Raw genomic sequence first — 13,665 nt, 5'->3', positions numbered from 1 at the left:
GCCGCGCGCCGGGTCCTTGGCTCTGTCGTGTCGCCGCGCGATCACCGGTCGTCCGGGTCCAGCGCACGCACGAGTTGCCCGGGCAGGCCCGGGCACAAGGGGGAAGAGTACCTATCACAGCCGCACAGGTCAAAACGGGGCGGTCCCGGAGATCGGCGTCACCGCCCCGCCGGCCGAACCGTCGTGCCTGCCCATCCGCGACGAGCACCTACAGAGACAAGTGTAACGGCTCCCGCCGGACCCGGCCCGTCGCCCCCGTACGACCGCCGCCAGGGCCGGGACCAGCGTCACCCGGCCCCGCCCCGGCGGCCCCGGCCCTCCGCCGACGCCGCCCGCTCAGCCGAGGCCGAGGAGCAGCGCCAGGCCCAGGCCCAGCAGGCTGAGTGCCAGACCCGTCGCGCCGCAGCTGATCCCGGCCACCGCCAGGCCCCGGCCGGCGAAGCGCACCGCGGGCGGCGACGCGGGCCGCCGGATCTGCCGCATGCCGAGCAGGCCGGCGACCACCGCCGCCGTGCCGGCCAGGACGCCGAGGACCGCGAACAGCCCGGCGGCCCAGGCCCCCTGGGTGCCGGCGGTCGCCCCCAGGCAGACCACCAGGAGCGAGATCAGGGCCGACGCGATCCCGGCCACCAGGGAACCGACGGCGAGCCCCGAGGTGACCGGGGGGACGTCGAGGTGCACCACACCGAACGGGGTGCCCGGCACCGGGTCGACCCGCTTCGGCGGCCGGGGAGCCTCCCGCGGTGGCGGGGGCACCCGCCCCCAGCCGGTGCCCGGCCCGCCCCAGGCGGCACCCGTCGGCTGGCCCGGACGTCCCACCGGCCCCGATCCGGGATACGCCGGCTGCGCGGACCAGGGCGCCTGCCCCGGGTACGGGCCGGGGTCGGCCGGCCGCTCACCGCCGGGTGACGCACCGGGCTGCGGCGCGGCGCCGAGCTGCGGACGGGGGCCGGGGTGCGGACCGGGGCTCGCCGGGACGGACCCGGCGCTCCCGACCGACGCGGGCGGCGGGGAGACCGGAGGCGGGGCGTATTCCACGGAGGCGACCTCCGGGGCGATCCGGGGCTCGGTGGCCGGCCTGGCCCACGGGCTCTCCCCCGGCGCCGCCGGGGACCCGGCCGGGTCCGGGAGCGCGGCGGGCGGCTCCGCCCGGTCGCCCGAGGGCCGCGCCGGTTCCGTCACGAGGTCCTCCTGTCGCCGGTCGGTGTCCACCGCCGCGCGACGGACACCGGCCAGGCTACCGCCGCCGCCCCACCCCCCGTGGGTGGGCGGGGAGGCATCCCCCGGGACGGTCAGTCCATGTTCGGCGCGTAGTCGTGCCCGAACGGCTCCCCGGCCAGCCGGACCACGCCGATCACCACCGCGACCACCACGGTCGCCGCGAACAGGACCAGGCCCGTCCAGGCCAGTCGCTCCCCCCGCCGCAGCCAGGCGGCGCCGGTGAGGTAGCCCCCCGAGGCGTACGCCTCCCGGCGGGCCTGCCGGGCGAGCACCAGAGCGAGTGTCGCCGGCACCACCCCGCCGACAAAGATCCCGGTTAGGGCGCCCATCAGGCCGAGGGCGAAGACCGCGCGGGCCTTGCTGGAACGGACCGGGTCCGGGTCGAGCGGATGGCGCGGCCCCGGCTGCGCGACGGGCGCCGGCCCGGGTGCGGTCGTCATGCCCCCATCATGCCCCGCCCGCCGGCCGCCCGGCTGCGTCCGTGGGAGCAGACCGGTCGTCGACCGCCCCACGCGGGGCAGCGAACCGGGTGGCGGGCCGGTCCGGCACCCGGCGTGACCTGCCGGGACTCGATCCCCGACCGCACCGCGGCCCCCGGTCCGACGGTCCCCGGGACGCGACGAGGCCCCCGGCGGCGCCGGGGGCCTCGTCGTCAGTGCGTGCTCTAGCGGTACGACCCGAAGTCGAAGTCGTCCAGCGGCACGGCCTGCCCGCTGGCCGGCCCGAAGCCGTAGTCGGTCTCCGGGTACCCGGTCATCGAGTAGACCTTGGCCTTGGCCTCCTCGGTCGGCTCGACCCGGACGTTGCGGTACTTGCTGATGCCCGTACCGGCCGGGATGAGCTTACCGATGATCACGTTCTCCTTGAGGCCGACCAGCGAGTCGCTGCGCGAGTTGATCGCCGCGTCGGTCAGCACCCGGGTGGTCTCCTGGAAGGAGGCCGCCGAGAGCCAGGAGTCCGTGGCCAGCGAGGCCTTGGTGATGCCCATCAGCACCGGACGACCGGCGGCGGGCTCGCCGCCCTCGGACACGAGTCGGCGGTTCTCCGACTCGAACAGCGCCCGGTCGACCAGCACGCCCGGCAGGAACTCGGTCGAGCCGGAGTCGATGACCGTCACCCGCTTGAGCATCTGGCGGATGATGATCTCGATGTGCTTGTCGTGGATGAGCACACCCTGCGAGCGGTAGACCTCCTGGACCTCCTGGGTCAGGTGGACCTGGACCGCGCGCGGGCCGAGGATGCGCAGCAGCTCGTGCGGGTCGATGGTGCCCTCGGTGAGCTTCTCGCCGACCTCGACGTGGTCGCCGTCGTGGGCGCGCAGCCGGACCCGCTTGGAGATCTTGTCGTAGACGATCTCCTCGCTGCCGTCGTCCGGCACCACGATGATCTTCCGCGACCGCTCGCCGTCCTCGATCCGGATCCGGCCCGGGGTGTCGGCGATCGGCGCCTTGCCCTTCGGGACGCGGGCCTCGAAGATCTCCTGGACACGGGGCAGACCCTGGGTGATGTCCTCACCCGCGACACCACCGGTGTGGAACGTACGCATCGTCAGCTGCGTACCGGGCTCACCAATCGACTGGGCGGCGATGATGCCCACCGCCTCGCCGACATCCACGGTCTTGCCGGTCGGCAGCGAGCGGCCGTAGCACGCGCCGCAGACGCCCAGCTTCGACTCGCAGGTGAGCACGCTGCGCACCCGCACCGTCTCCACCCCGGCGGCGACGATCCGGTCGACCCCGATGGAGTTGATGTCCTGGCCCCGCTCGGCGACGACGTTGCCGTCCGGCCCCTTGATGTCGTCGGCCAGGGTCCGGGCGTGCACGCTGGTCTCGGCGTGCTCGTGGACGTACAGCTTGCCGTCGCGCCGCTCGCCGATCTGCATCGGGATGGCCCGGTCGGTGCCGCAGTCCTCCTCGCGGATGATGACGTCCTGCGACACGTCCACCAGACGACGGGTCAGGTAACCCGAGTCGGCGGTCCGCAGCGCGGTGTCGGCGAGACCCTTACGGGCACCGTGCGTGGAGATGAAGTACTCCAGCACGGACAGACCCTCCCGGTAGCTGGCCTTGATCGGCCGGGGGATGATCTCGCCCTTCGGGTTGGCCACCAGACCACGGATCGCGGCGATCTGGCGGAGCTGGAGCAGGTTACCGCGGGCACCCGAGTTGATCATCTTCCAGAGCGGGTTCTCCTGCGGCAGCGCGGTGTCCATCTCCTTGGCGACCTCGTTGGTCGCCTTGGTCCAGATCTCGATGAGCTCGCCGCGACGCTCCTCGGCGGTCATCAGACCCCGCTGGTACTGCTTGTCGATCCGGTCGGCTTCCTTCTCGTACCGCTCCAGGATCTCCCGCTTGCGCGGCGGAGCGATGACGTCCTCCATGCCGATCGTCACGCCGGACCAGGTGGCCCAGTGGAAACCGGCCTCCTTGAGGCCGTCCAGAGTGGCGGCCAGCGCCACCTTCGGGAAGCGCTCGGCGAGGTCGTTGACGATCGCGGAGAGCTGACCCTTGCGGATCTCGTAGTTCACGAAGCGGTAGCCCTGCGGCAGCGTCTCGTTGAACAGCACCCGGCCCAGGGTGGTCTCGACGGTGAGCGGCTCACCCTCGACCCAGCCCTCCGGCGCGACCCACGGCTCGGCGCCGGCGCCGTTGTCGACCCCGACCAGCCCGCGCAGGCGGATCTTCACCGGCGCCTGCAGGTGCAGCTCGCCGGCGTCGAAGGCCATCCGCGCCTCGGCGTCCGAGCTGAACGGCCGGCCCTCGCCCTTCTCACCGGCGGTGAGGTGGGTGAGGTGGTACAGCCCGATGACCATGTCCTGGGTGGGCATGGTGACCGGCTTGCCGTCGGCCGGCTTGAGGATGTTGTTCGACGACAGCATCAGGATCCGCGCCTCGGCCTGGGCCTCGGCGGACAGCGGCACGTGCACCGCCATCTGGTCACCGTCGAAGTCGGCGTTGAACGCGGTGCAGACCAGCGGGTGGATCTGGATCGCCTTGCCCTCGACGAGCTGCGGCTCGAAGGCCTGGATGCCCAGTCGGTGCAGGGTCGGCGCGCGGTTCAGCAGCACCGGGTGCTCGCCGATGACCTCTTCCAGCACGTCCCACACGACCGGCCGCTGCCGCTCGACCATCCGCTTGGCGGACTTGATGTTCTGCGCGTGGTTGAGGTCCACCAGCCGCTTCATCACGAACGGCTTGAACAGCTCCAGCGCCATCTGCTTGGGCAGGCCGCACTGGTGCAGCTTCAGCTTCGGGCCGACCACGATGACCGAACGGCCGGAGTAGTCGACGCGCTTGCCGAGCAGGTTCTGCCGGAACCGGCCCTGCTTGCCCTTGAGCATGTCGGACAGCGACTTGAGCGGGCGGTTACCCGGGCCGGTGACCGGCCGGCCGCGGCGGCCGTTGTCGAACAGCGCGTCGACGGCCTCCTGGAGCATCCGCTTCTCGTTGTTGACGATGATCTCGGGCGCGCCGAGGTCGATCAGCCGCTTGAGGCGGTTGTTCCGGTTGATCACGCGGCGGTACAGGTCGTTCAGGTCGGAGGTCGCGAAGCGGCCACCGTCGAGCTGCACCATCGGGCGCAGGTCCGGCGGGATGACCGGGACGCAGTCCAGCACCATGCCGAGCGGCGAGTTGCGGGTGTTCAGGAAGGCCGCGACGACCTTGAGCCGCTTGAGCGCCCGGATCTTCCGCTGGCCCTTGCCGGAGCGGATGGTCTCGCGCAGGCTCTCGGCCTCGGCGTCGAGGTCCATGTTCTGGACCAGCGCCTTGATGGCCTCGGCGCCCATGCCGCCGGTGAAGTACTCGCCGAACCGGTCGCGCAGCTCCCGGTAGAGCAGTTCGTCGGTGACGAGCTGCTTCGAGTCCAGCTTGCGGAAGGTGTCGAGCACCTCGTCCAGGCGGTCGATCTCGCGCTGGGCCCGGTCGCGGATCTGGCGCATCTCGCGCTCTCCGCCCTCCTTGACCTTGCGCCGGACGTCCGCCTTCGCGCCCTCGGCCTCCAGCTCGGCCAGGTCGGCCTCGAGCTTGGCGGCCCGCTTCTCGATCTCCGAGTCGCGGCTGTTCTCGGCCTGCCGCTTCTCGGCCAGGATCTCGTTCTCGATGGTCGAGAGGTCACGGTGACGCGACTCGGCGTCCACGCTCGTCACGACGTACGAGGCGAAGTAGATGATCTTTTCGAGGTCCTTCGGGGCGAGGTCCAGCAGGTAGCCCAGCCGGCTCGGCACGCCCTTGAAGTACCAGATGTGGGTCACCGGAGCGGCCAGCTCGATGTGACCCATCCGCTCCCGGCGGACCTTGGAGCGGGTCACCTCGACGCCACAGCGCTCGCAGATGATGCCCTTGAACCGGACCCGCTTGTACTTACCGCAGTAGCACTCCCAGTCCCGCTGCGGGCCGAAGATCTTCTCGCAGAAGAGCCCGTCCTTTTCCGGCTTGAGGGTGCGGTAGTTGATCGTCTCAGGCTTCTTGACCTCGCCGTGGGACCACTGACGGATGTCGTCGGCGGTGGCGAGGCCGATGCGCAGCTCGTCGAAGAAGTTGACGTCGAGCACTATGTCCCCTATGTCGTCGTCTTTATAGCTAGATCATGGGCGGGGTTGGGGGGCCGGCCGACCCGCGTCGGGATCAGGCCTGACCGCCCAGAGCGGGTCGATCGGCCCCCCAACCCTCACCACCTACACCTCTTCGACCGAGCTCGGCTCGCGCCGGGACAGGTCGATGCCCAGCTCCTCCGCGGCCCGGAACACCTCGTCATCGGTCTCGCGCATCTCCAGGGCCACACCGTCGCTGGAGAGCACCTCCACGTTGAGGCACAGCGACTGCAGCTCCTTGAGCAACACCTTGAACGACTCCGGAATGCCCGGCTCCGGGATGTTCTCGCCCTTGACGATCGCCTCGTAGACCTTGACCCGGCCCAGGACGTCGTCGGACTTGATCGTCAGCAGCTCCTGCAGGGCGTACGCGGCGCCGTACGCCTGCATCGCCCAGCACTCCATCTCACCGAAGCGCTGGCCACCGAACTGCGCCTTACCACCCAGCGGCTGCTGCGTGATCATCGAGTACGGGCCGGTCGACCGGGCGTGGATCTTGTCATCGACCAGGTGGTTGAGCTTCAGGATGTAGATGTAGCCGACCGCGATCGGGTCCGGCAGCGGCTCGCCCGAGCGGCCGTCGAACAGCTGCGCCTTGCCGGAGGAGCCGATCAGCTGCTTGCCGTCCCGGTTGGGCAGGGTCGACGCGAGCAGACCGGAGATCTCCTCCTCGCGGGCGCCGTCGAAGACCGGCGTGGCCACGTTGGTGTCCGGCTCGGACTCGTGCGCCTCGATGGAGCGCAGCTGGCGCTTCCACTCGGAGTCGTCGCCCTCGACGTTCCACCCCGTCTTGGCCACCCAGCCGAGGTGCGTCTCCAGCACCTGGCCGATGTTCATCCGGGACGGCACACCCAGCGGGTTGAGCACGATGTCGACGGGGGTGCCGTCCTCCAGGAACGGCATGTCCTCGATCGGCAGGATCTTCGAGATGACACCCTTGTTGCCGTGCCGGCCGGCGAGCTTGTCGCCGTCCTGGATCTTCCGCTTCTGGGCGACGTAGACCCGGACCAGCTCGTTGACGCCCGGGGGCAGCTCGTCGCCGTCCTCCCGGGAGAAGGTACGCACGCCGATGACCGTGCCGGTCTCACCGTGCGGCACCTTCAGCGAGGTGTCCCGGACCTCGCGCGCCTTCTCGCCGAAGATCGCGCGGAGCAGCCGCTCCTCCGGGGTCAGCTCGGTCTCGCCCTTGGGCGTGACCTTGCCGACCAGGATGTCACCGGGGACGACCTCGGCGCCGATCCGGATGATGCCGCGCTCGTCGAGGTCGGCGAGCATCTCCTCGCTGACGTTCGGGATGTCGCGGGTGATCTCCTCCGGGCCGAGCTTGGTGTCCCGGGCGTCGACCTCGTGCTCCTCGATGTGGATCGAGGTGAGCACGTCCTGCTGCACGAGGCGCTGCGACAGGATGATCGCGTCCTCGTAGTTGTGGCCCTCCCAGCACATGAACGCCACCAGCAGGTTGCGCCCGAGCGCCATCTCGCCCTCGTCGGTGCACGGACCGTCGGCGATGACCTGGCCGGCCTCGACGCGGTCGCCCTCGAAGACCACCGGCTTCTGGTTGACGCAGGAGCCGGCGTTGGAGCGGCGGAACTTGTGCAGCAGGTACGTCCGGCGGTGGCCGTCGTCCTGGTGGATGGTGATGTAGTCGGCGCAGAGGTCCTCGATGACACCGCCGACCTCGGCCACGACCACGTCACCGGCGTCGACGGCGGCGCGGTACTCCATGCCGGTGCCGACGAGCGGCGACTCGGCCTTGACCAGCGGCACGGCCTGGCGCTGCATGTTCGCGCCCATCAGGGCCCGGTTGGCGTCGTCGTGCTCGAGGAACGGGATCATCGCGGTCGCGACCGAGGTCATCTGCCGCGGCGAGACGTCCATGTAGTCGACGGCGCCGGGAACCACGTCCTCGGTCTCGCCGCCCTTACGGCGGCACAGGACCCGGTCCTCGGCGAACGTGCCGTCGGCCTTCAGCGGCGCGTTGGCCTGGGCCTTGACGAACCGGTCCTCCTCGTCCGCGGTCAGGTAGTCGATCTGGTCGGTGACCCGACCGTCGACGACCTTCCGGTACGGCGTCTCGATGAAGCCGAACGGGTTGACCCGGGCGAAGGTGGAGAGCGCGCCGATCAGACCGATGTTCGGGCCTTCCGGCGTCTCGATCGGGCACATCCGGCCGTAGTGGGACGGGTGCACGTCGCGGACCTCGAAGCCGGCCCGCTCCCGGGACAGACCACCCGGACCGAGCGCGCTCAGCCGGCGCCGGTGGGTCAGGCCCGCCAGCGGGTTGGTCTGGTCCATGAACTGGGACAGCTGCGACGTGCCGAAGAACTCCTTGATCGCCGCCACCACGGGGCGGATGTTGATCAAGGTCTGCGGCGTGATCGCCTCGACGTCCTGGGTGGTCATCCGCTCGCGGACGACCCGCTCCATCCGGGACAGGCCGACCCGGACCTGGTTCTGGATCAGCTCACCCACGGTACGCAGGCGCCGGTTGCCGAAGTGGTCGATGTCGTCGGCCTCGTAGCCGTCCTCACCGGCGTGCAGCCGGCACAGGTACTCCACGGTGGCGACGATGTCGTCCTCGGTCAGGGTGCCGGTGGTGATCGGCACGCCCACTTCGAGCTTCTTGTTGAACTTGTAACGACCGACCTTGGCGACGTCGTACCGCTTCGGGTTGAAGAAGAGGTTGTCGAGCAGGGTCTGGGCGTTCTCGCGGGTCGGCGGCTCGCCAGGGCGGAGCTTGCGGTAGATGTCTAGCAGCGCCTCGTCCTGGCCGGCGATGTGGTCCTTCTCGAGCGTGGTCATCAGCAGCTCGGACCAGCCGAACTTCTCGCGGATCCGCTCGGCGGACCAACCGATGGCCTTGAGCAGGACCGTGACGGCCTGCCGGCGCTTGCGGTCGATGCGGACGCCGACCGTGTCGCGCTTGTCGATGTCGAACTCCAGCCAGGCACCCCGACTCGGGATGACCTTGACGCTGGAGAGGTCGCGGTCGGAGGTCTTGTCCGGCTGCTTGTCGAAGTACACGCCCGGGGACCGGACGAGCTGGCTGACCACGACGCGCTCGGTGCCGTTGATGATGAAGGTGCCCTTGGGCGTCATCATCGGGAAGTCACCCATGAACACCGTCTGGCTCTTGATCTCGCCGGTGGTGTTGTTGGTGAACTCCGCCGTCACGAACAGCGGGGCGCAGTAGGTCAGGTCCTTCTCCTTGCACTCCTCGATCGAGGCCTTGACCTCGTCGAAGCGCGGTGCCGAGAAGGAGAGCGACATGGTGCCGGAGAAGTCCTCAATGGGACTGATCTCGTCGAGGATTTCCGCGAGACCCGAGCGTGCGTGCGGGTCGTCCGCCGACCGGCCCTGCCAAGCCTCGTTGCCGACGAGCCAGTCGAAGGACTCGTTCTGGATGGCGAGGAGGTTGGGGACCTCGAGGTGTTCGGTGATCCTGCCGAAAGAGACTCGGCGGGGAGCGAAAGCGCTCGACGTACGACTGGTCTTCGCAGGGCGGGAAGCTGCCAAGATGCGTCCTTCCGAGGACCGGTGCTGCAGAACGGCTGGTACGCGTGCACTCCAATGACCCCACCAGAAATACCCGCAATCGGACATTTCTGCGCAGGGATAAAGTCAGAAGGCAGCGCAAACTAGCAGTGTAGCCGAGAGGCTAACCGCTGTCCAGCCCAGCCCGCAAGTCGTCGCGGAACGCGCCTCGGCTTCCCCCGAAAGGGGGACTGACCGGGCCGCTCGGAACGCGGCGGACCTACGGAACCGCTCGGGTGCGGCGGCCGGTGGTGCCGCCGTTGCCAATACCCAAGAGGTGGCCGTTGCAAGCGCGGAAGGTCTTGCTGGTGTCAGCGTGCCTGGCGGCCCGGGGCCGCGTCAAGGGCCGGTCTCGTCAGCGACACGTGTTTCCCACCGACGGACGACCGGCCGGCCCCGCCGCACCGCCGGGTACCGGGCGCCCACGCCCTGCTCAGACCGTTGCTGGCGGTCCCAGCACGAACACGGCGGGCGACGATCCCGAATTCGGATCGCCGCCCGCCGCGTCGGATTGTGCCCTGGCTCACGTGAGCCGGGCGCGCCCGGTACAGCCCCAATTACTTGAGGGTGACCTTGGCGCCCTCGCCCTCGAGCTTGGCCTTGGCCTTCTCGGCGGTCTCCTTGTTGACCTTCTCCAGGATGGCCTTCGGCGCGGCCTCGACCGCGTCCTTGGCCTCCTTCAGGCCCAGGCCGGTCAGCTCACGCACGACCTTGATGACCTGGATCTTCTTGCCACCGTCGGCCTCGAGGACGACGTCGAACTCGTCCTTCTCCTCCTCGACCGGGGCGGCCGGGCCGGCCGGGCCCGCCGGGCCGGCGACGGCGACCGGAGCCGCGGCGGTGACCTCGAAGGTCTCCTCGAACTGCTTCACGAACTCGGAGAGCTCGATCAGCGTCATCTCCTTGAACGCGTCGAGCAGCTCGTCGGTGCTGAGCTTCGCCATGTCTGGCGTCCTTTCCTAATGTTTGACTAAGAACGTGGGTGCGCCGGGGGCCCTCAGGCCGCCTCGGCGCCCTCCTTCTCGCGCTTGTCCTGCAGCGCTGCCGCCAGCCGGGCGGTCTTCGACAGCGGGGCCTGGAACAGGGCCGCGGCCTTGCTCAGGTTGCCCTTCATCGCGCCGGCCAGCTTGGCCAGCAGCACCTCGCGGGACTCCAGGTCGGCGAGCTTCGTGACCTCGGCCGCGGAAATGGCCTTGCCCTCGAAGACGCCGCCCTTGATGACGAGCTTCGGGTTGGCCTTCGCGAAGTCGCGAAGCCCCTTCGCCGCCTCGACGACGTCGCCCGAAACGAAAGTCAGCGCGGTAGGACCGGTGAACAGCTCGTCGAGCCCGGAGATACCCGCGTCGGTCGCGGCACGCTTCGCCAGCGTGTTCTTCGCGACCGTGTAGGTGGTCTCCTTGCCGAGCGAGCGCCGCAGCTGGGTGAGCTGGGAAACCGTCAGACCACGGTACTCGGTCAGCACCGTAGCGCCCGCGTTGCGGAAGTTCTCGGTCAGCTCGACGACGGCCGTGGCCTTGTCGGCCCGGATCGGCTTGTCCGCCATGTCCCTCCTCTCTCGTTGCTCCAGGCTGGTCCACCGGGAAGCCGGCAGGCTTCCGCGGTACCGGAGGGGCCACGACAACGAGAAAAGCCCCGGCGCAGGGCGCACGGGGCGAGGGCCGGCCGATCGCACCGCAGTCGGTGGACCACGGGAACAGAGCCGAGTTTCGCTTGCCGCCCTGCGCGGGTCGCCCGTCGAAGCGGGACCTTCGACCGTGCCGGAGCACGGTGACCAGCGGTCTCTGGGTGGTACTTCGCGCCAAGGTTACGCGACACGCCCCGCGACCGCCAAATCGCCCCCGGGTGCGCCCCGTCACTCCCCCGCCGGTGATCGACCCCGCTCGCCGCGCACCGGGGCCCGCAGCGGCCCAGCGGACGCGAGGTGCGGCACCCGGGCGGTCGCGATCAGGCGCGGGCCCGCCGGCGCCAGGCGTACCCGGCCAGGGCCGTGGCGCTCCAGGCGACCGCCCACCCGCTGAGCAGCGCCACGGTGGCGCCGGACGGGCCGGCGGCAATGGCCCGGGCGGCGGGCATCACCGGGGGCGCCAACCACGGCACCACCGAGTCGGACAGACCCAGGACCAGCGTGCCGACCACGCCGAGCGCCAGCACCGCGACGCCATACCCGGCGCTGCCCGTGACCGCCCGGCTGGCCAGCGCGCCGAGCGCCACGGCGGCCGGCAGGGCGAGCAGGTGCGCCCAGACGCCGAGGGCGACGCCGGCGGCCAGGGACCGGCCGCCCGGCGTCACCTGGCTGGTCACCCCGCCCACCAGCCACGGCAGGACCAACCCGACGGCGACCGTGCCGAGCCCGGCCACGACCGCCGCGAGCAGCCCGGCGGCCCGCTCCCGGGCCGCCCCGGCGAGCACCAGGGCCAGCCGGCGCTGCACGTCCGGCTCGACGTCGAGCAGGATCTTGGTCTGCCACGCCAGCACCGGGAACAGCACCACCGCCGAGACGCCGTACGCCTCGGCCGGCTGCGCCCGACCGCCGCCGTACAGGACGCCGAGGGCGAGCAGCCCGGCCAGCAGGGGCGCGACCGCCCGTCCGGTACGCAGGAAGCCGGCCAGCCGCAGCCGGACCAGCCCGCTCACCGGCCCACCCGCCCGGCCGGCCCGGTTGCCGGCACGCCCCCGCCCGCCCCGTCGGCAGGGGCCGGCGGACCGCCCGGTTCACCGGCGACCGGTGTGGCCGGCGCTCCGGGGGCGGGGGCGTCGGGCGGGGCCGCGGCGCGTACCCCGAGAACGTGGTGGCCGTCGGCGCGCAACCTGGCGACGGTGCCGGCCGCCCGCGCGGCCGGGACCGCGACCTCGACCACGACGAGCGCCTCGACCGGCGCGTCGGCCGACGCCCGCGCGGTGACGGTGCCGTCGGCGACGGTCCAGTGAGTGGCGCCCGGTAGCCGCGCCGTCTCGCCCCGGTGGTCGCTGACCAGCACCGACCCGCCGGCCGCCAGCACCTCGTCGATCAGCCCGGGGACCAACTCCCGGGCCGCGGTGTCGAGGCCCTCCCAGGGCTCGTCGAGAATGAGCAGGCCGGGCCGGCGCAGCATCGCCTGGGCCAGGCCGACCTTCTGGGCCGTGCCCTTGGACAGCTCGGGAAGGCGCACGCCCCGGAACCGGGTCAGGCCGAGCCGCTCGGTCCACCGGTCGACCGCCAGGTCGGCCTCGCTCCCGCCCAGCCCGGCCACCCGGGCCATCCCGGCCAGGTAACGCTGCACGGTGAACGGCTGGTCGGCGGGGAACCGTTCCGGTACCCAGCCGACGTGCCGCGGGCGGTCGACGACCCGGCCCCGGGTCGGCCTGAGCACCCCGGCCGCCAACTGGAGCAGCGTCGACTTGCCGGCGCCGTTGCGGCCGACCACCACCGCGGCCTCGCCCGGGCCGAGCCGCAGGTTCGCCTCCCGCAGCACCCACGGACCGCGCCGGCCGTATCGCAGCCAGACGTCCTCCCACCGCATGCCGCGAGCCTGCCACACCGGACAGACGGATGGGGCCCCGCCACAGCTCGTGGCGGGGCCCCATCGAGGCAGCGGTGCTCAGGCCTCGGTCGCGCCCTCCTGGAGGTTCTTCACCAGGTTCGGGTCGACCGGCACGCCCGGGCCCATCGTGGTGGTGAGGGTGATCTTCTTCAGGTACTTGCCCTTCGCCGCCGACGGCTTGGCCCGCAGCACCTCGTCGAGGACCGCGGCGTAGTTGTCGACCAGCTGGGTCTCGGAGAACGAGGCCTTGCCGATGATCAGGTGGAGGTTGGAGTGCTTGTCCACCCGGAAGGTGATCTTGCCGCCCTTGATGTCCGAGACGGCCTTGGTGACGTCCATGGTCACCGTGCCGGTCTTCGGGTTCGGCATCAGGCCGCGCGGGCCCAGGATCCGCGCGATCCGGCCGATCTTGGCCATCTGGTCCGGCGTGGCGATCGCCGCGTCGAAGTCGAGCCAGCCGCCCTGGATCCGGGCGACGAGCTCGTCGGTGCCCACCTCGTCCGCACCGGCGGCGGCGGCCTCCTCGGCCTTCGCGCCGGCGGCGAAGACGATCACGCGGGCGGTCTTGCCGGTGCCGTGCGGCAGGTTGACCACGCCGCGGACCATCTGGTCCGCCTTGCGGGGGTCGACGCCGAGGCGCATGGCGACCTCGACCGTGGCGTCGAACTTGGCGCTGGTGGTGTCCTTGGCGATCTTGACCGCCTCGGCCGGCGTGTAGAGCTTCGACCGGTCAATGACCTCGGCGGCCTTGCGGTAGGTCTTGCTGCGCTGCATTTCTGGTTACTCCTGTGGTCTATG

Annotated in this window: 9 protein-coding genes; all 9 read right to left on the bottom strand. The window is 71.1% G+C overall.

Going from position 1 to position 13,665, the window contains the following annotated elements; all coding sequences use genetic code 11:
- Window positions 1-336 precede the first annotated feature (336 nt).
- Window positions 337-705 carry a hypothetical protein gene (locus OOK41_RS06455; protein WP_266267740.1) on the bottom strand — a complete coding sequence of 123 codons (369 nt, stop codon included), beginning with the start codon at window positions 703-705 and terminating at the stop codon, window positions 337-339.
- 587 nt (window positions 706-1,292) lie between these two features.
- Entirely contained in the window at window positions 1,293-1,661 is a 369-nt protein-coding gene (locus OOK41_RS06450; protein WP_117665093.1) for a hypothetical protein, read from the bottom strand.
- A 224-nt stretch (window positions 1,662-1,885) separates the two neighbouring features.
- On the bottom strand, window positions 1,886-5,773 hold the full coding sequence (locus OOK41_RS06445) for a DNA-directed RNA polymerase subunit beta' (RefSeq protein WP_117665092.1): 3,888 nt from the start codon (window positions 5,771-5,773) through the stop codon (window positions 1,886-1,888).
- A 123-nt stretch (window positions 5,774-5,896) separates the two neighbouring features.
- Window positions 5,897-9,328 (bottom strand): DNA-directed RNA polymerase subunit beta, encoded by a 3,432-nt coding sequence (locus tag OOK41_RS06440; protein WP_117665091.1) that lies wholly within the window; start codon window positions 9,326-9,328, stop codon window positions 5,897-5,899.
- A 575-nt stretch (window positions 9,329-9,903) separates the two neighbouring features.
- Window positions 9,904-10,290 (bottom strand): 50S ribosomal protein L7/L12, encoded by a 387-nt coding sequence (gene rplL, locus OOK41_RS06435; RefSeq protein WP_117665090.1) that lies wholly within the window; start codon window positions 10,288-10,290, stop codon window positions 9,904-9,906.
- Window positions 10,291-10,343: 53 nt separating this feature from the next.
- Window positions 10,344-10,889: a 50S ribosomal protein L10 gene (gene rplJ / locus OOK41_RS06430; RefSeq protein ID WP_117665089.1), complete on the bottom strand. Its 546-nt coding sequence runs from the start codon at window positions 10,887-10,889 to the stop codon at window positions 10,344-10,346.
- 401 nt (window positions 10,890-11,290) lie between these two features.
- Window positions 11,291-11,980: a hypothetical protein gene (locus OOK41_RS06425; protein ID WP_117665088.1), complete on the bottom strand. Its 690-nt coding sequence runs from the start codon at window positions 11,978-11,980 to the stop codon at window positions 11,291-11,293.
- The gene (locus tag OOK41_RS06420) at window positions 11,977-12,846 is read right to left on the bottom strand and encodes an ABC transporter ATP-binding protein (RefSeq protein WP_266263304.1); all 870 of its coding nucleotides are present in this window, start codon (window positions 12,844-12,846) and stop codon (window positions 11,977-11,979) included. The genes OOK41_RS06425 and OOK41_RS06420 overlap by 4 nt, the downstream gene beginning before the upstream one ends.
- Window positions 12,847-12,924: 78 nt before the next feature.
- Complete coding sequence (gene rplA / locus OOK41_RS06415) at window positions 12,925-13,641, bottom strand: 50S ribosomal protein L1 (protein ID WP_117665086.1); 717 nt, start codon at window positions 13,639-13,641, stop codon at window positions 12,925-12,927.
- Window positions 13,642-13,665 lie beyond the last annotated feature (24 nt).

Origin of the sequence: Micromonospora sp. NBC_01655, assembly GCF_026339755.1 — a bacterium.
Taxonomy (GTDB): domain Bacteria; phylum Actinomycetota; class Actinomycetes; order Mycobacteriales; family Micromonosporaceae; genus Micromonospora.
Note: the sequence above shows the minus strand (reverse complement) of the source record. Positions and strands in the feature narration are given on the sequence as shown.

Bases quoted from the DNA above. Each gene is read 5' to 3' on its own strand.
- OOK41_RS06450 (WP_117665093.1), bottom strand. From the start codon at position 1,661: ATGACGACCGCACCCGGGCCGGCGCCCGTCGCGCAGCCGGGGCCGCGC.
- rplL (WP_117665090.1), bottom strand. From the start codon at position 10,290: ATGGCGAAGCTCAGCACCGACGAGCTGCTCGACGCGTTCAAGGAGATG.
- rplJ (WP_117665089.1), bottom strand. From the start codon at position 10,889: ATGGCGGACAAGCCGATCCGGGCCGACAAGGCCACGGCCGTCGTCGAG.
- OOK41_RS06420 (WP_266263304.1), bottom strand. From the start codon at position 12,846: ATGCGGTGGGAGGACGTCTGGCTGCGATACGGCCGGCGCGGTCCGTGG.
- rplA (WP_117665086.1), bottom strand. From the start codon at position 13,641: ATGCAGCGCAGCAAGACCTACCGCAAGGCCGCCGAGGTCATTGACCGG.